Below are 15,264 nucleotides of genomic sequence, written 5' to 3'. Positions count from 1 at the left end.
AGGCCCCGATGAGATCCGGCCGCAGCGTCGCGGCCCCGAGGGGAGGCTTCTACCGATGACCCACCAGCCGCCGCACGCCCCCGGCTCCCCCGACGACGGCCGCCTCCAGAGGCAGGAGCGTCGCCTCGTCCGCAGGGCCAGGCCGAAGGCGTGGCTGCCGTTCGTCGTCACCGCCGCCCTGGGCCTCGCCCTCGTCGCGTGGGTGCTCCTCGCCCTGCCGGGCCTGCCGGAGCAGATCCCGACGCACTGGGGCCCGAGCGGGTCCCCGGACGCCTGGGCGGGTACGTCCTTCGGCGCTGTGGCGCAGGGAGCGCTCATCGGCCTGGGCAGCGCCGCCGCCCTGGCCGTCGTCGCAGCCCTCGCCCCGTCCCTGTCCACCACCCCGCAGGACCGCTCCGGCTGGGCGCGCGTACGCGGCCACGGCCTGCACTTCGGCATGGTCTCCGCGCTGGGCTGGATCAGCCTGCTGATACTGCTCGCCGCGGCCCCGACCACCGTGCACGTCCTGCTCGGACGCACCGCCGGGCTGCCCTGGTGGCTGATGCCCCTGGTCTTCACCGTGGTCATGGTGGGCGTGTTCGCGGCCCTGTCCCTGTCCATGCGGCACTGGCGCCGCTGGTCCGAGGACGTCGCCACCGAGCTGGGGCACCATGCGTCTGCCCAGGAGCGGGCGGAGGAGGAACGCTGGACCGCCACCGGCATGATGAACGACCCGGATGAGCCGAACATCGTGGTGAACAAGCGCGAGGGCTACGGAGTGGGGACCACCGTGAACATCGGCTCTCCGGGCGGTCGGCGCCTCTACCGGGGCTTCGTCCTGGTGTTCGCCGTCGGCCTGCCGGCGGTCCTCTGGATCACTGCCTGGCCCGGCTGAGCGGTTCCAACGATTGAGACACAGATCACTCGACATCCGGACTGCCAGGCAATGACCAGGCTCGTTTGCGAGAGCCTCAAGGGTGACCGCCTAGCGTCGTAGACGCCTCATCAAGGTGCGAGTGATGATGGACAACTGAAAAGCGGACGCCCCGGCGTCGACCACCATGCGTACCCCCTCGCGCGGTCGGCACCGGGGCGTCCGCCTGTCCAGGACCCCCTCCCGGGCCCCGCAGCCGCGCCGGCTGCGGGGCCCGGCCGCCTCTGCGTGACCTCGCACGACCTTCCGGCCTGCCCCGCCCCCTGGGCCGGGCGCACCATGGACACCACGACGACGGCCGCCTCCCCGCCGCGCGTCCGTCGCCCGTGCCTGTGGCCGACGACCGGAAGGACCCCCGTGGCAGACCCCCGCCCCGCCCCGCACGAGTTCGGGTTCCGCACGAAGGCGCTGCACGCCGGCGCCGTCCCCGACGCCGTGCACGGCTCCCGTGCGGTGCCGATCCACCAGAGCAGCTCCTTCGTGTTCGAGTCCGCGGACGACGCGGCGAACCTGTTCGCGCTGCAGAAGTACGGCAACATCTACTCGCGCATCGGCAACCCGACCGTCGCGGCGTTCGAGGAGCGCATCGCGACGCTCGAGGGCGGCATCGGCGCGGTGGCCACCGCCTCCGGCATGGCCGCGGAGTTCATCACCTTCGCCGCCCTCTGCGGCGCCGGGGACCACATCGTGGCCTCCTCCAAGCTCTACGGCGGCACCGTCACCCAGCTGGACGTCTCGCTGCGCCGCTTCGGTGTGGAGACCACCTTCGTGGACTCCTCCGAGACCGCGGACTTCGAGGCCGCGGTCCAGGAGAACACCAAGGCCGTCTACACCGAGATCGTCGCCAACCCCTCCGGGGACATCGTGGACCTGCCGGGCCTGGCGGAGGTCGCGCACCGGCACGGCATCCCGCTCGTGGTGGACGCGACCCTCACTCCCCCGTACCTGATCCGGCCGATCGAGCACGGAGCGGACATCGTCATCCACTCGGCCACCAAGTTCCTGGGCGGCCACGGCACCACCCTCGGCGGCGTGGTCGTGGAGTCTGGCGCCTTCCCGTGGGACAACGGGAAGTTCCCGCAGATGACCGATCCGGTGCCCTCCTACGGGAACGTCTCCTGGTGGGGGAACTTCGGTGAGTACGGCTTCCTCACCAAGCTGCGCTCGGAGCAGCTGCGGGACTTCGGTCCGTCCCTGGCCCCGCAGTCGGCGTTCCAGCTGCTGATCGGTGTGGAGACCCTGGCCCAGCGCATGGACGCCCACCTGGCCAACGCGCAGCAGGTGGCCGCCTGGCTGGACGAGGACCCGCGTGTGAGCTGGGTCCGCTACGCCGGTCTTCCCTCGCATCCGCACCACGAACGGGCCCGGACGCTGCTGCCCCGTGGCGTCGGCTCGGTGTTCAGCTTCGGCGTGGCCGGCGGCGAGCACCGCGGCGGGCGCGAGGCCGGCGCGGAGTTCATCGCGAACCTGCAGCTGGCCAGCCACCTGGCCAACATCGGCGACGCCAAGACCCTCGTGCTGCACCCGGCCTCCACCACCCACCAGCAGCTCACCGCCGAGCAGCTGATCGCCGGCGGCGTCCCCGAGGACCTCATCCGCCTCTCGGTGGGCATCGAGGACGTCGAGGACATCCTCTGGGACCTGGACCAGGCGCTCACCGCCGCCACCGGCACCACACGCGACGGCGAGCCGGCTCCGGGAACGGACGCGGCCGTCGTCGGGAAGCAGGAGAGCGACGCCGGGAACGGCACGGCAGAAGGAGGCCTGTGATGAGCACCGCCATCCCCGAGAGGACCTGGACCGGACCCACCGCCCCGGAGCGGCTGGCAATCCTGCACCGGGCACGGAGCATCGCAATCGTGGGCGCCTCAGACAAGCCCGCGCGCGCCTCGTACTTCGTGGCCACCTACCTGTTGAGCTCCACGACGTTCGACGTGTACTTCGTGAACCCGGTGCTGGCCGAGGCCGGGAAGACGATCCTGGGCCACGAGGTCTACGCCTCCCTGGCGGACCTGCCCGTGCAGCCGGACCTCGTGGAGGTGTTCCGCAAGGCCTCCGACACCCCGGAGATCGTCCGCGAGGCCCAGGCCGCCGGTGCGAGGACCGTCTGGCTGCAGCTGGGCATCTGGAACGAGGACGCCGCGCACCTGGCCGAGGAGCTCGGCCTGGACATCGTGATGGACCGCTGCGTGAAGATCGAGCACGCCCGCTTCCACGGCGGCCTCAACCTCGCCGGGTTCGTGACCGGAGTGATCAGCTCGAAGCGGCAGACGATCGACCGGTGAGGCCCTGGGCCTGCGCCGAGCCAGAGGGTTCGGCCACGTCACGACGCGTTGAAGGGGCCAGTCCTTCTGGCTCGGCGCGTGTGACCTCCGGGCCGGCCCCGGCTTGCCCTGTGGGGGCGATCAGGCGTGGGATGGGGTCATGACCTCCGAGTTCTCCGCCCCGTCCCCCTCCTCCGCCCCCGGGTGGTCCGGCCGCACCGACGGCGAGACCGCCGAACACCTCCGCTGGCACCAGGTGGTCCGTGCCGCCTCGTCTGCAGCGTCCCTTCCCGACGACGGCTCCTCCGCCGCCTCGGACGTCGCCTCCTCGTCGCCCTCCGGCGCCGGGGATGCGCGGTCGACCGCGCTCGTCGGGTTCTCCTCGGACGAGGGCGTGCGCCGCAACAGCGGACGCATCGGTGCATCGGAGGGGCCCCACGCGCTGCGTGCTGCGCTCTCCCCGCTGTCCTACCGCCCGGAGACCGGCGCCCTGTCGGACCACGGCGACGTGGTGGTCCGCCTCGGCGACGAGGAGAACCCCGGCGACCTCGAAGACGGTCAGCGGGCCCTCGGGGAGAGGATCTCCGGACTGCTGGACGAGCACGACCTCACCGTGGTCCTCGGTGGCGGTCACGAGACCGCCTACGCCTCCTACCAGGGTCTGGCGGGCTCGAAGCGCGTGGGAGCGGGCACCCGCGTGGGCATCCTCAACCTGGACGCCCACTTCGATCTGCGCGAGGAGTCCCACGCGACGTCCGGCACCCCGTTCCTGCAGGCGTTGCGTGATGCCGAAGGCTCGGACCATCGGCTCTCCTACGCGGTGGTGGGCATCAGCGAGGCCAACAACACGCGTGCGCTGTTCGACACCGCCAGCGAGCACGGGGTCTCCTGGGTGACCGACGAGCAGGCCCAGACCGCCGACATCACCGGCGTGCGCCGCTGGGTGCGCTCGTTCATCGACGCGGTGGACGTGCTCTACCTGACGATCGACCTGGACGTGCTGCCGGCCGCCGTCGCCCCGGGCGTCAGCGCCCCGGCCGGCTTCGGCGTGCCCTACGAGGTGATCCACGCGTGTGCGCTGGAGGCCGCCCGCTCCGGAAAGCTGGCCCTGGCCGACGTGGTGGAGCTCAACCCCTCCCTGGACGTGGACGGTCGCACGGCCAAGGCCGCGGCCCGGCTGATCCACACGATCGTCAGCCGGCACCGGACGGACGGAGGACTGCTGGCCTGAGGCCGGGCCCGGCGCGGCGGAGCGGTGATCCGCCGCCTCAGCGCCCCTCGGTCCACGGGGACGGCGGCTCGGTCCGGCCGTGGGCCGCGCGTCGGGCCGCGTAGTCCAGTGCCGAGCGCGCGAGGAAGTCATGCAGCGCCAGCACCCCGGCCCGGGCGCCCACCGGGTCCCTGCGGGTCACCGCCTCCAGCGCCGGGACATAGAACGCCCGGCCACGCTCGACCTCACCGGACAGACCCTTCGTGGTGGCGAGCCAGAACCGGCGGGACAGACCCTGGAGCGGGACCAGGGAATCGGACAGATAGCGGTTGTTCGCGATCGTGCGCAACAGCTCGTGCGAACGCCCCACGGCGGCGACGTACGCCGGCAGGTCGGACACCGCACGCAGATGGTGCACGTGGGCCTCGACGTCCGCCAACTGCTCCTCCCCCGCCCGGATGCAGGCCAGGTCCACGGCCAACACCTCGAGTGACCGCCGCACCTCGAGCCTCTCCAGCTGATCGTCCACCGAGATCGCAGGCACCTGCAGTCCACGCCCGCCGCCGGCAGAGAGCCAGTGGTCCCGGACGAGCCGCTGCACGGCCTCGCGCAGGGGCGTGCGGCCCGTTCCCGCGGCGTCCATGAGGGCCGCCTCGGTGAGGACGGCACCCGGCGGCAGCTCCCCGGTCTCGATCTTCTGCGTCAGGCGGGCGTAGGCCTCCTCCGACTTGCTCATGGGCCCAGCCTAGGCAGTCGTCTGCCCGGATGCTCTTGATATATCTCGGATATGCGGCGTAACGTGGCGCACACCCTGTAGTCCGCATCACATGGAGGCGTCATGAAGTACCGCCCGCAGCACGAGGCCAACCCCCTGCCCTACTCCCCGTTCAAGAGCTCCACCGTCCCCCGCCCCATCGGCTGGCTGTCCTCCGTGAGCCCGGACGGCATGGAGAACATCGCTCCCTACAGCCAGTGGCAGAACCTCACCTTCGACCCGCCCATGGTGATGTTCTCCGCGAACCAGTACCCGGACGGACGCCGCAAGGACACCGTCCTCAACGCGGAGCAGACCGGCTGGTTCGTGTGGAACATGGCCACCTACGACCTGCGCGAGGCCGTCAACGTCACCGCCATGGCCCTGGAGCCGGGCGAGAGCGAGTGGGACCGCATCGCCGAGCACGGCGTCACCAAGGTCTACGCGGACAACCACCCCATTCCGATGGTCGCCGAGTCGCCTGTGCGCTTCGAGTGCCGCTACCACTCGACGCACCGCATCAAGGGGAACTCGAACGTCGGCACCATCGACGTGGTCTTCGCCCACGTGGACACCATCCACATCGACGACGACGTCATCACCGCCGACGGCCGACTCGACATCCCGCGCATCCAGCCGATCGCCCGCCTGGGCTACTTCGACTACACCGTGGTGCGGGAGACCTTCGAGATGCGTGTGCCCGGCGCCGACGGCGATGCCCAGGCCGGACTCGAGGGGCGGGCATGAGCACCGCCGCCGGCGGCGCGACCCGCCCCGCTCCCGTGCCTCGACCCCGGCCCCGGAGCGTGAAGGACATGCTGGCCGTGAACTTCGGCAACGCGCTGGAGTGGTACGACTGGAACGTCTACACGATCTTCGCGCCGGTCTTCGCGGCGCAGATCTTCCACGCGGACAATCCCACGTCCGGGCTGCTCGCCACCCTGGCCGTCTTCGCCGTGGGCTTCGTCGCCCGACCCCTCGGCGGCTACCTGTTCGGCGCCTACGCGGACCGGGTGGGCCGCAAGCGCAGCCTCTTCGCGGCGATGATGATCACCGCACTGGGCAGCCTGCTCATCGCCTTCACCCCCACCTACGGCACGGCGGGCGTCCTCGCCTCGGTGATCCTCGTCGTCGCCCGCCTGCTCCAGGGCCTGGCACACGGCGGCGAGATGGGCACGTCCGTCACCTACCTCGTCGAAAGGGCGCCGCAGGGTCGGCGTGCACTGTTCGGGGCCACGTCGTGGGTGTCCGTGGTGGTGGGAACCATCCTGGCGACACTCGTGGGCCTGGCCGTCACCACGCTGCTCTCCCAGGACCAGGTGGCCTCCTGGGGCTGGCGCGTGGCCTTCGGCATCGGCGGCGTCCTGGGCCTCTATGCGCTGTACCTGCGCCGGAGCCTGACGGAGTCGGAGCACTTCACGGCCGCCCAGCAGGTGGTGCCCGCCGCCGACGAGTCCCCGCGCCGGGAGTCGGGTTCGGTGTGGCGCGGCCTGCTGACGATCTTCCTGGTCTCTGCAGGAGGTTCGCTGATGTTCTACACGTGGCTGATCTACCTGCCCACGCACGCGCAGGTGACCCACCAGATGGACGAGTCCACCACCCTCTCGGCCTCGCTCGTGGCCCAGCTGATCTTCCTTGCCGCCATCCTCGGGGCGGGCCTGCTCGGCGATCGGGTCGGACGTCGTCCGCTGGTCATCGCCTTCGGTCTGCTCTTCGTGGTGCTCCCGTTCCCGCTGTTCGGCATGCTGGACGGCAGCTTCGCCTCGTTCCTGCTCGTGCAGACCATCGCCCTGCTGGCCGTGGCGCTGCTGTTCGGCGTCAACGGCGCCGTCTGGTCCGAGGCGCTGCCGACGGCGGTGCGCGCCAAGGGCGTGGCCACCATGCTCTCGCTGGCCACCGCGATCTTCGGCGGCACGGCGCCGTACCTGATCACGTGGCTGACGGCGCAGGGGTGGACCAGCGCGTTCCCGATCTACCTCATGGTGGTCGGCGGCCTCACCGGACTGACCGGCCTGCTCATGAAGGAGACGAAGGACGTGGACCTGGCGGCCTGAGCCGGCCTGAGGCCAGGCCCGGCCCACCCCGGCGCGGCGGAGCGGGCCCGGCCCGCCGGCGCCCCACACAGAAGTGGTCACGGCACGCCGTCTCGTGCAGGCGCACGCGGCATGCCGTGACCACTCTGTGGCATCTGGCCCCTCTATGGCATCTGACCGCCCTGGGGCGTCAGTGCCCCTCGGCCTCGGCGCCCGTGGACTGCCCGCCCAGATCCTGCGGCTCGGCGTCGACGGACGCACCCGCCAGCGCCTCCGCCACCGCGGCCAGCACGGACCCGTCGCGCAGGGCCTGCTCGGCGGCGGCCAGCTGCGGGGCCATGTACTGGTCCGGCCCCGGGCCGGGGACGCCGGCCTCACGGATCACACGGACGGCCGCACCGGTGGCGACGGAGGGCTGCAACGGCGCGCGCAGCTCGATCGCGCGGGCAGCCGCCACGAGCTCCACGGCGAGCACACGGCGGAAGTTCTCCACGGCTGAGCGCAGCTTGCGGGCGGCGTGCCAGCCCATGGAGACGTGGTCCTCCTGCATCGCCGAGGACGGGATGGAGTCCACGGACGCCGGCACGGCCAGACGCTTCATGTCCGAGACGAGCCCGGCCTGCGTGTACTGGGCGATCATCATGCCGGAGTCCACGCCCGGGTCGTCCACCAGGAACGCGGGCAGCCCGTGCGAGCGGGCCGGGTCCAGCATGCGGTCGGTGCGGCGCTCGGACATGCTCGCCACATCCGCCACCGGAATGGCCAGGAAGTCCAGCACATAGGCCACGGGCGCACCGTGGAAGTTGCCGTTCGAGCTCACCCGGCCGTCGTCGAGCACCACCGGGTTGTCCACGGTCGCGGCGAGTTCGCGCTCGGCCACGGTGCGCACGTACGCGAGGGTGTCGCGCAGGCCGCCGGCCACCTGCGGGGCGCAGCGCAGCGAGTAGGCGTCCTGCACGCGGGAGTCGCCCTCGCGGTGCGAGGCCACGATCGGCGAACCCGCCAGAATCTTCAGCATCCGGTCCGCGGAGGCCGCCTGGCCCGGATGGGGGCGCAGCGGAGCGTGCAGCTCCGGCACGAACACGCGGTCGGTGCCGAGCAGCGCCTCCACGGACATCGCGGCGGTGAGGTCCACGGTGTCCGCGAGCTCCTCGAGGTCGGCCAGCGCCATGATCAGCATGCCGAGCATGCCCTCGGTGCCGTTGACCAGGGCCAGGCCCTCCTTCTCCCGCAGCTCCACCGGCTCGATCCCGGCCTCGGCGAGCGCCTCGCCGGCCGGACGCAGCTCACCGTCCGTCCCGACGACGTCGCCCTCGCCCATCAGCGCCAGGGCCACGTGGGAGAGCGGGGCGAGGTCGCCGGAGCAGCCCAGCGAGCCGAACTCGCGCACGGCGGGGGTGATGCCCGCGTTGAGCATGGCCACGAACGTCTCGACCACCACGGGCCGCACACCCGTGCGGCCGGAGGCCAGCGTGGTGGCGCGCAGGAACATCAGCGCGCGCACGACCTCGCGCTCCACCACTGGGCCCATGCCGGCGGCGTGGGAGCGGATCAGGGACTTCTGCAGCTGCGCGCGGGACTCGAGCGGGATGTGCTTGTCCGCGAGCGCGCCGAAGCCGGTGGAGACGCCGTAGGTGGGGGTCTCGGCCTCGGCCAGCGCTTCGACGTGGCGGCGCACCGCACCGACGGTCTCGAGCACGTCGTCGGCGAGCACCACGCGGGCATCGTGGTGGGCCACGGCGAGGACGTCGTCCAGGGTGGCCCCGGACGTGCCGAGCGTGACGCTGGCGGCAGTGGTGGTGGTCATGGGCGGTGCGCTCCTCGGGTCAGGGGGTTTCGGAGGGAGAGGCCGGCTCCGGACGGGTGCGTGCGGCCTCGGATGCGGACGGGTGGGTGGCCCCGGCTGTGATCGTACGCGGTGGAGGCTGTCAGGCCACGCGACGGCCCGCGCGCCAGACCGCGTGGGTCAGGGGCATGCCGGGGCGGTAGGCCAGGTGGATGGCGGCGGGCGCGTCCAGCATGTGCAGGTCGGCGCGCTTGCCCACCTCGATGCTCCCGACCCGATCCTGGGCCCGCAGCGCCAGCGCTCCGCCGTAGGTGGCCGCCTCGATGGCCTCGGCGAGGGTGAGGTGCATCTGCAGCACGGCGGTGCCCACGTTGAAGTTCTGGCTGGTGGTGTAGCTGGTGCCCGGGTTGCAGTTGGAGGCCAGGGCGATCGGCACACCGGAGTCCAGCAGCTCTCGGCCCGGCGCCAGCGGGGCACGCGTGGACAGGTCGCAGGCGGGCAGGCACCCGGCCACGGTGCCGGGCTCGCCGGCGCGGGCGGCCGCGTCCCAGCCGGCCCAGGTGGAGGCCAGGGCGGCGACGTCCTCGTCTGTGAGGTGGTTGACGTGGTCCACCGAGGCCGCACCGTACTCCACGGCCACGGCGACGCCGGGCCCGTGTTCGATCTGGTTGCCGTGCAGGCGCAGCCCCAGCCCGGCGGCACGGCCGGCCTCGAACACTCGCCGAGTCTGGTCGCCGTCGAAGGCACCGCGGTCGCAGAACACGTCCACCCAGTCGACGTGCTCCCGCACAGCCTCGAGCATGGGCCCGACGACGTCGTCGAGGTAGTCCTCCGCCTGCCGTCCCGCGGGGACGAGGTGGGCACCGAGGAAGGTCACCTCGTCCACGAGGCCCTCCGCGCGCAGTCCGGCCAGCAGGCGCGCGTGGCGCGCTTCCTCCTCCACGGTGAGCCCGTAGCCGGTCTTGGTCTCCAGGTAGGTGGTTCCTCCGGCCACCGCGTCGGCCACCCGGCCGCGGACCAGCTCGGCCAGGCGCTCGTCCGAGGCGGCACGGGTGGCCTCGGTGGTCACCCCGATGCCGCCGGCGGCGTAGGACTCACCGGCCATGCGGGCCTCGAACTCGGCGGAGCGGTCCCCGTCGAAGACGAGGTGGGTGTGGGGGTCCACCCAGCCGGGCAGCACGGCCCGGCCCTCGGCGCAGGTGCGTCCGTCCGCCTCCGGGGCGTCGGCGGCGGCGCCGATCCAGGCGATCGTGCCGTCCTCCACCACCACGGCGGCGTCGTGCAGCACGCGGGACTCGGCGTCCACGCAGGTGAGCTCGCCGATGTCGGTGATCAGGTGGGAGGTCATGCGGGTCCTTCCGGGTGAGGGGGCAGGGGCGTGCGTCGGTCGGTGTGGCCGGCGGTCAGACCGCGACGGCCGCCACCAGGTGGGCCAGCGGGGTGGCGAGCAGGATCGTGAGGATCACGCGCTCGGCCCAGATGACCACCAGGTGCCACAGCTTGATCGGCAGGTCCGTGGCCAGGATGGCAGGGACCACGGCGGAGAAGAAGATGATCGCGGAGACGCAGACGACGCCGATCACGAAGCGGGCCACGAGGTCGTCGCTGCCGGCCAGCAGGGTGGCCGGGATGAACATCTCGGCGATCGAGGTCGCCGCGGCGGTGGCCATCAGCGACGGATCGGAGAAGCCGAGGATCCAGAAGAACGGCCAGAACACCAGGCCCACCCAGGTGAACACCGGAGTGTAGGTGGCCAGCACCAGCGCGATCAGGCCCACGGACATGATGGACGGCAGGATCTGCATGACCATCACCAGGCCGTCACGGAAGTTGATCCAGATGTTCTTCGGCAGTGACGGTGCCTCGGCCAGGGTCTGCTCGGCGGCGCGGCGGGCCACGGCGAAGCGGTCATGGGTCACCGGCTGCTCCGGGCGTGGCTCCGCTCCGGGGTAGACCTCGTCCGGGATGCGGCTCAGCGGCGGCAGGCGCACCACCAGCGCGGTCACGGCGAACGTCACCACGAGGGTGCCCACGAAGTACCAGAGCCACACGCCCATCAGGTCCAGCGTGCGGGCGACGATCACCATGAAGGTGGCCGAGACCGTGGAGAAGCCCACCGCGATGATGGCGCCCTCCTTGGCCGTGTAGCGGCCCCCGCGGTACATGCGGTTGGTCAGCAGCAGGCCCAGCGCGTAGGAGCCCACGAAGGAGGCGACGGCGTCCACCGCGGAGCGGCCGGGCACCCGGAACACCGGACGCATGGCCGGGCGCAGGTACACGCCCACGAACTCCATGAGGCCGTAGCCGATGATCAGGGCCAGGAAGATGCCGCCGATCGGCACGATCAGTCCGACCTGCACCACCAGCGAGTCCATGAGGAACGGTCCGATGTCCTCGTTCAGCACGAACTCCGGGCCGAACCCGAAGACCACCATGGACGCGGTGACCAGTCCGAGCACGGCCAGGAACGCGAACGCGGCCTTCAACGCCGACTGCCGCCACGTACCGGTGACGAACGGGTAGACGGCGCCGGCGGCGATGATCGCCAGGGCCACGAAGCGGTCCGCCTCCCCCAGCAGGGTGCGGACGCCGTTGACCAGGTGGTCCAGCGGGATGGTCGTGGTGCCGTTCAGGGTGATCGGCACGAAGAACATCACGATGCCGATCACCGAGTAGACGATCATGCGCCAGCGGCCGGACGGGCGGGGCTCGTCACGGCCGATCGCCGCCATCGCGGTCGTGTAGCTGTGGAACTCGCGGTCCCCCGGGTTCGTCACGGACATCGTGCTGCTCCTCTCCTGGGTTGCACCGTGGCGGAGGCGGGCCGCCTCCGCCACGGTGGGGGCCGTCGTCGTGCCCGTGCGGGGGACGACGACGGCCGCACGGGTGCGTCAGTCGCGGATCTTCGCCTCCATGGGCACACGCACACCGCGCTCGGCCGCCACCTCGGCGGCGCGGGAGTAGCCGGCGTCCACGTGGCGGATGACGCCCATGGCCGGGTCGTTGGTGAGCAGCGCCTCGAGCTTGGCTGCGGCCAGCTCGGTGCCGTCCGCCAGGCCGACCTGACCGGCGTGGATGGACCGGCCGATGCCGACGCCGCCGCCGTGGTGGATGGACACCCAGGTGGCACCGGAGGAGGTGGCGGTCAGGGCGTTGAGCAGCGGCCAGTCGGCGATCGCGTCGGAGCCGTCCAGCATGGCCTCGGTCTCGCGGTACGGGGAGGCCACGGAGCCGGAGTCCAGGTGGTCGCGGCCGATGGCGATCGGCGCCTTGACCTTGCCCTCGGCCACCAGCTGGTTGAACAGCAGACCGGCCCTGTGGCGCTCGTTGTAGCCGAGCCAGCAGATGCGGGCCGGCAGGCCCTCGAACTCCACGAACTCGGCGGCGCCGTCCAGCCAGCGGTGCAGGTGCTCGTTCTCCGGGAACAGCTCCTTCAGGGCCTCGTCGGTGACGCGGATGTCCTCCGGGTCGCCGGAGAGGGCCACCCAGCGGAACGGGCCGAGGCCCTCGCAGAACAGCGGGCGGATGTAGGCCGGGACGAAGCCCGGGAACTCGAAGGCACGGTCGTAGCCGGCCTTGCGGGCCTCGTCGCGGATGGAGTTGCCGTAGTCGAAGACCTCGGCGCCGGCGTCCTGGAAGCCGACCATGGCCTCCACGTGGCGGGCCATGGACTCCTGGGACTTCTTGGTGAAGCCGGCCTCGTCCGCGGCGGCCTCCTCGTGCCACTGCTCCACGGTGTACTCCACCGGGAGGTAGGACAGCGGGTCGTGGGCGGAGGTCTGGTCCGTGACGATGTCGATCTCGAGCTCGCCCGCCTGGTGGCGCTTGAGCAGCTCCGGGAACACCTCGGCGGCGTTGCCCACCAGGCCCACGGAGACGGCCTCCTTGTTCTTCTTCGCCTCGTTGACGCGGGCGATCGCCTTGTCCAGGTCGGTCTCCACCTCGTGCAGGTAGCGCTTGGACTGGCGGCGGCGCAGACGCTCGGCGGAGACGTCCACGATCAGGCAGACGCCGCCGTTGAGGGTGACGGCCAGGGGCTGGGCGCCGCCCATGCCGCCGCAGCCGCCGGTGAGGGTCAGGGTGCCGGCGAGGGTGCCGTCGTACTTCTTGCGGCCGATGGCGGCGAAGGTCTCGTAGGTGCCCTGCAGGATGCCCTGGGTGGCGATGTAGATCCAGGAGCCGGCGGTCATCTGGCCGTACATCATCAGGCCTTCGGCCTCGAGCTTGCGGAAGGTGGCCCAGTCCGCCCAGTCGCCCACCAGGTTGGAGTTGGCGATCAGCACGCGCGGGGCCCACGTGTTGGTGCGGAACACGCCGACCGGCTTGCCGGACTGCACCAGGAGGGTCTCGTCCTCCTCGAGGTCCTTCAGTGTCTCGACGATCGCGTCGAAGGCCTCCCAGGAGCGGGCCGCGCGGCCGGTGCCGCCGTAGACGACGAGGTCCTCGGGACGCTCGGCGACCTCGGAGTCCAGGTTGTTCATGAGCATCCGCAGCGGGGCCTCGGTCTGCCAGGACTTGGCGGAGATCTCCGTGCCGCGCGGAGCGCGGATCTCGCGGGACGGGTCGTGCTGGGTGAATCCCTGGGTCATGGGGTCCTCTCCTTCAAGGGGTCCGGTGTCCTTCCCGACGGCGGCCGGTCGGGTGGGCGCGTCAGCCTCGCCTTTTCATCTGATGGCGTATGCCTTCCATCCATTGAAACCCTCCCGGTGTGGCGCGCGCAACCCCTTGTATAGGCTTTCTCCATGCCCTCCGCCTCGACGCGCACCGTGGACCGCGCCCTGGACCTGCTGGCCGCCGTAACCGAGCGCTCCGCGCTGACCCTGTCCGACGCCGCGCGGCAGACCGACCTCGCCCCCTCCACGGCCCTGCGTCTGCTGCGCAGCCTTGAGGGCGCCGGCCTCGTCACCCGCGACGACGACGGCCGCTACCGCCCCGGCGCACAGCTGATCCGCCTCGGTGCACGCGCCTTCACCCGCGAGCCGCTCGTGGAACTCTCCGGCGAGCCCATGCGGGCGCTCGCCGAGAAGACCGGCGAGTCCGTGTACCTGGCGATCCCGGGCGCAGCCGACACCGCCGTCTACATCGCGATCGTGGAGGGCACCCACTCCGTGCGCCACACCAACTGGGTCGGCCGCACCGTCCCCCTCGACGGCACCGCCGTGGGGGCCGTGCTCCGCGGCGAGGTCGAGGCCGACTCCGTCGCGATGATCAAGGACACCGTGGAACGGGACGTCACCGCCCTGTCCGCTCCGATCACGGTCCAGGGCTCCCCCGTGGGCGCACTGTCCACGCTCGTGCCGACCTACCGCTGCACCGATGAGCTCGCCGAGAGCTGCCGGCAGGCCCTCGTCGAGGCGACCGCGCAGATCGCGGACGCCCTCTCCGGGCGGTGAGGCGGGCCCTCGAGGAGGCGCCGCACAGTCCGGACGTCGGTGCCGTCGTCGGGACACGCGGCGCACAGGGCCGGAACCCAGGCGCGTGGCGAGGACGGCGCACAGCGGGCCGTCACCGCACGGTGACCCGGTTTCAGACAATTCCCAGAGTTCTCCCCTGGTACCTCCACGAAGGATCCCTATGCTGAAAGCACCTCATCGAAGGTGCGAGTGATGACAGCGAAGGGCCCCGGACCGGCGAAAGCCGGACCGGGGCCCTTCGTCATGCCCGTCGAGCAAGGCCCCACAGACGACGACGGCGCCGCTCCCCTCCGTCGGGGGAACGGCGCCGTCGTGCGGTGCGAGCGCGCGGTGCGAGTGAGGCGGCGCGCAGGGGCGAGTGACGACCCGCTTATCGCTCAGTGGCGACGGGCGGAGCTGATGCCGGCCCAGAGGCCGCCGATCAGGCCGGCGACCGGCATGCCGATCAGCAGGACCCAGCCGGAGTTCTCGGCGGCGGTGTTCGAGAAGATCATGATCAGCAACAGCACCGAGACGATGCCGCCGACCAGGCCGCCGATCGCGTAGCGGCCGGCGTTGCGGCCGTAGCCGCCCATGACGTTGACGACCCACGAGGCGACGACGCCGGCGAGGGAACCGCCGATCAGGGCGAAGAACAGGGAGAGCATGAGCGGCACGAAGCCCACACCGCCCTCGCCGAGCACCACGAGGCCGTCGGGCCGGGTGGTGAAGAGCTGGACGAACTCGGCGACCATCAGCACGATCGCCGCGACGATCACGATGCGGTTGGTGATGCCCCAGGCGTTGACCGGCAGACTCGGCGGGACGATCGGCTCGGCCGGCACCGGGCGTGCGCCGCCACGGGTGGCGACGGTGGTGTTCGTGTTCATTGCTGGTCTCCCATCCGCCCC

13 protein-coding genes are annotated in these 15,264 nt (G+C 71.6%); 7 read left to right on the top strand and 6 right to left on the bottom strand.

Going from position 1 to position 15,264, the window contains the following annotated elements:
* Window positions 1-55 precede the first annotated feature (55 nt).
* The 4 genes from HMPREF2863_RS00365 to hutG all read left to right on the top strand — a co-directional run bounded on the left by HMPREF2863_RS00365 (window position 56) and on the right by hutG (window position 4,408).
* Window positions 56-874: a DUF1648 domain-containing protein gene (locus HMPREF2863_RS00365; RefSeq protein WP_070637149.1), complete on the top strand. Its 819-nt coding sequence runs from the start codon at window positions 56-58 to the stop codon at window positions 872-874.
* 396 nt (window positions 875-1,270) lie between these two features.
* Window positions 1,271-2,683, top strand: coding sequence for an O-acetylhomoserine aminocarboxypropyltransferase/cysteine synthase family protein (locus tag HMPREF2863_RS00360; RefSeq protein WP_070637147.1), 1,413 nt, complete (start codon window positions 1,271-1,273; stop codon window positions 2,681-2,683).
* Entirely contained in the window at window positions 2,683-3,198 is a 516-nt protein-coding gene (locus HMPREF2863_RS00355; protein WP_070637145.1) for a CoA-binding protein, read from the top strand. Before HMPREF2863_RS00360 ends, HMPREF2863_RS00355 begins: the two co-directional genes overlap by 1 nt.
* A gap of 139 nt (window positions 3,199-3,337) precedes the next feature.
* On the top strand, window positions 3,338-4,408 hold the full coding sequence (gene hutG, locus HMPREF2863_RS00350) for a formimidoylglutamase (protein ID WP_070637144.1): 1,071 nt from the start codon (window positions 3,338-3,340) through the stop codon (window positions 4,406-4,408).
* 37 nt (window positions 4,409-4,445) lie between these two features.
* Here the strand turns inward: hutG and HMPREF2863_RS00345 are convergent, their stop codons facing one another.
* Window positions 4,446-5,123 (bottom strand): GntR family transcriptional regulator, encoded by a 678-nt coding sequence (locus HMPREF2863_RS00345; RefSeq protein WP_070637142.1) that lies wholly within the window; start codon window positions 5,121-5,123, stop codon window positions 4,446-4,448.
* Between the two features lie 102 nt (window positions 5,124-5,225).
* Between HMPREF2863_RS00345 and HMPREF2863_RS00340 the strand changes: the two genes are divergently transcribed.
* Window positions 5,226-5,888: a flavin reductase family protein gene (locus HMPREF2863_RS00340; protein ID WP_070637140.1), complete on the top strand. Its 663-nt coding sequence runs from the start codon at window positions 5,226-5,228 to the stop codon at window positions 5,886-5,888.
* On the top strand, window positions 5,885-7,195 hold the full coding sequence (locus tag HMPREF2863_RS00335; protein ID WP_070637138.1) for an MFS transporter: 1,311 nt from the start codon (window positions 5,885-5,887) through the stop codon (window positions 7,193-7,195). Before HMPREF2863_RS00340 ends, HMPREF2863_RS00335 begins: the two co-directional genes overlap by 4 nt.
* Before the next feature lie 169 nt (window positions 7,196-7,364).
* Here HMPREF2863_RS00335 and hutH read toward each other — a convergent pair whose 3' ends face one another.
* From hutH to HMPREF2863_RS00315, 4 genes are all read right to left on the bottom strand, one after another.
* Complete coding sequence (gene hutH, locus HMPREF2863_RS00330) at window positions 7,365-8,981, bottom strand: histidine ammonia-lyase (RefSeq protein ID WP_070637136.1); 1,617 nt, start codon at window positions 8,979-8,981, stop codon at window positions 7,365-7,367.
* Between the two features lie 121 nt (window positions 8,982-9,102).
* Window positions 9,103-10,308, bottom strand: a complete 1,206-nt coding sequence (gene hutI, locus HMPREF2863_RS00325) for an imidazolonepropionase (RefSeq protein ID WP_070637133.1) — start codon at window positions 10,306-10,308, stop codon at window positions 9,103-9,105.
* A 55-nt stretch (window positions 10,309-10,363) separates the two neighbouring features.
* Window positions 10,364-11,743: a YjiH family protein gene (locus tag HMPREF2863_RS00320; protein WP_083315117.1), complete on the bottom strand. Its 1,380-nt coding sequence runs from the start codon at window positions 11,741-11,743 to the stop codon at window positions 10,364-10,366.
* Window positions 11,744-11,851: 108 nt separating this feature from the next.
* The gene (locus HMPREF2863_RS00315) at window positions 11,852-13,549 is read right to left on the bottom strand and encodes a urocanate hydratase (RefSeq protein ID WP_070637131.1); all 1,698 of its coding nucleotides are present in this window, start codon (window positions 13,547-13,549) and stop codon (window positions 11,852-11,854) included.
* A gap of 153 nt (window positions 13,550-13,702) precedes the next feature.
* Here HMPREF2863_RS00315 and HMPREF2863_RS00310 point away from each other — a divergent pair, with 153 nt between their 5' ends.
* Window positions 13,703-14,353: an IclR family transcriptional regulator gene (locus tag HMPREF2863_RS00310; RefSeq protein WP_067192157.1), complete on the top strand. Its 651-nt coding sequence runs from the start codon at window positions 13,703-13,705 to the stop codon at window positions 14,351-14,353.
* A gap of 398 nt (window positions 14,354-14,751) precedes the next feature.
* On the opposite strand, the gene HMPREF2863_RS00305 is transcribed toward HMPREF2863_RS00310, so the two are convergent.
* Window positions 14,752-15,243, bottom strand: a complete 492-nt coding sequence (locus HMPREF2863_RS00305) for a hypothetical protein (protein ID WP_067192159.1) — start codon at window positions 15,241-15,243, stop codon at window positions 14,752-14,754.
* Window positions 15,244-15,264 lie beyond the last annotated feature (21 nt).

The sequence above is a fragment of the Micrococcus sp. HMSC067E09 genome, from assembly GCF_001812555.1.
GTDB lineage: Bacteria > Actinomycetota > Actinomycetes > Actinomycetales > Micrococcaceae > Micrococcus > Micrococcus lylae.
This window is presented reverse-complemented; position numbering and strand designations above follow the sequence as displayed.

What these genes read in the sequence shown, in the direction of transcription:
- hutH (WP_070637136.1), bottom strand. Translation starts at nt 8,981, where the DNA reads ATGACCACCACCACTGCCGCCAGCGTCACGCTCGGCACGTCCGGGGCC.
- HMPREF2863_RS00305 (WP_067192159.1), bottom strand. Translation starts at nt 15,243, where the DNA reads ATGAACACGAACACCACCGTCGCCACCCGTGGCGGCGCACGCCCGGTG.
- HMPREF2863_RS00340 (WP_070637140.1), top strand. Translation starts at nt 5,226, where the DNA reads ATGAAGTACCGCCCGCAGCACGAGGCCAACCCCCTGCCCTACTCCCCG.
- hutG (WP_070637144.1), top strand. Translation starts at nt 3,338, where the DNA reads ATGACCTCCGAGTTCTCCGCCCCGTCCCCCTCCTCCGCCCCCGGGTGG.
- hutI (WP_070637133.1), bottom strand. Translation starts at nt 10,308, where the DNA reads ATGACCTCCCACCTGATCACCGACATCGGCGAGCTCACCTGCGTGGAC.
- HMPREF2863_RS00355 (WP_070637145.1), top strand. Translation starts at nt 2,683, where the DNA reads ATGAGCACCGCCATCCCCGAGAGGACCTGGACCGGACCCACCGCCCCG.
- HMPREF2863_RS00315 (WP_070637131.1), bottom strand. Translation starts at nt 13,549, where the DNA reads ATGACCCAGGGATTCACCCAGCACGACCCGTCCCGCGAGATCCGCGCT.
- HMPREF2863_RS00320 (WP_083315117.1), bottom strand. Translation starts at nt 11,743, where the DNA reads ATGTCCGTGACGAACCCGGGGGACCGCGAGTTCCACAGCTACACGACC.
- HMPREF2863_RS00345 (WP_070637142.1), bottom strand. Translation starts at nt 5,123, where the DNA reads ATGAGCAAGTCGGAGGAGGCCTACGCCCGCCTGACGCAGAAGATCGAG.
- HMPREF2863_RS00335 (WP_070637138.1), top strand. Translation starts at nt 5,885, where the DNA reads ATGAGCACCGCCGCCGGCGGCGCGACCCGCCCCGCTCCCGTGCCTCGA.
- HMPREF2863_RS00310 (WP_067192157.1), top strand. Translation starts at nt 13,703, where the DNA reads ATGCCCTCCGCCTCGACGCGCACCGTGGACCGCGCCCTGGACCTGCTG.
- HMPREF2863_RS00365 (WP_070637149.1), top strand. Translation starts at nt 56, where the DNA reads ATGACCCACCAGCCGCCGCACGCCCCCGGCTCCCCCGACGACGGCCGC.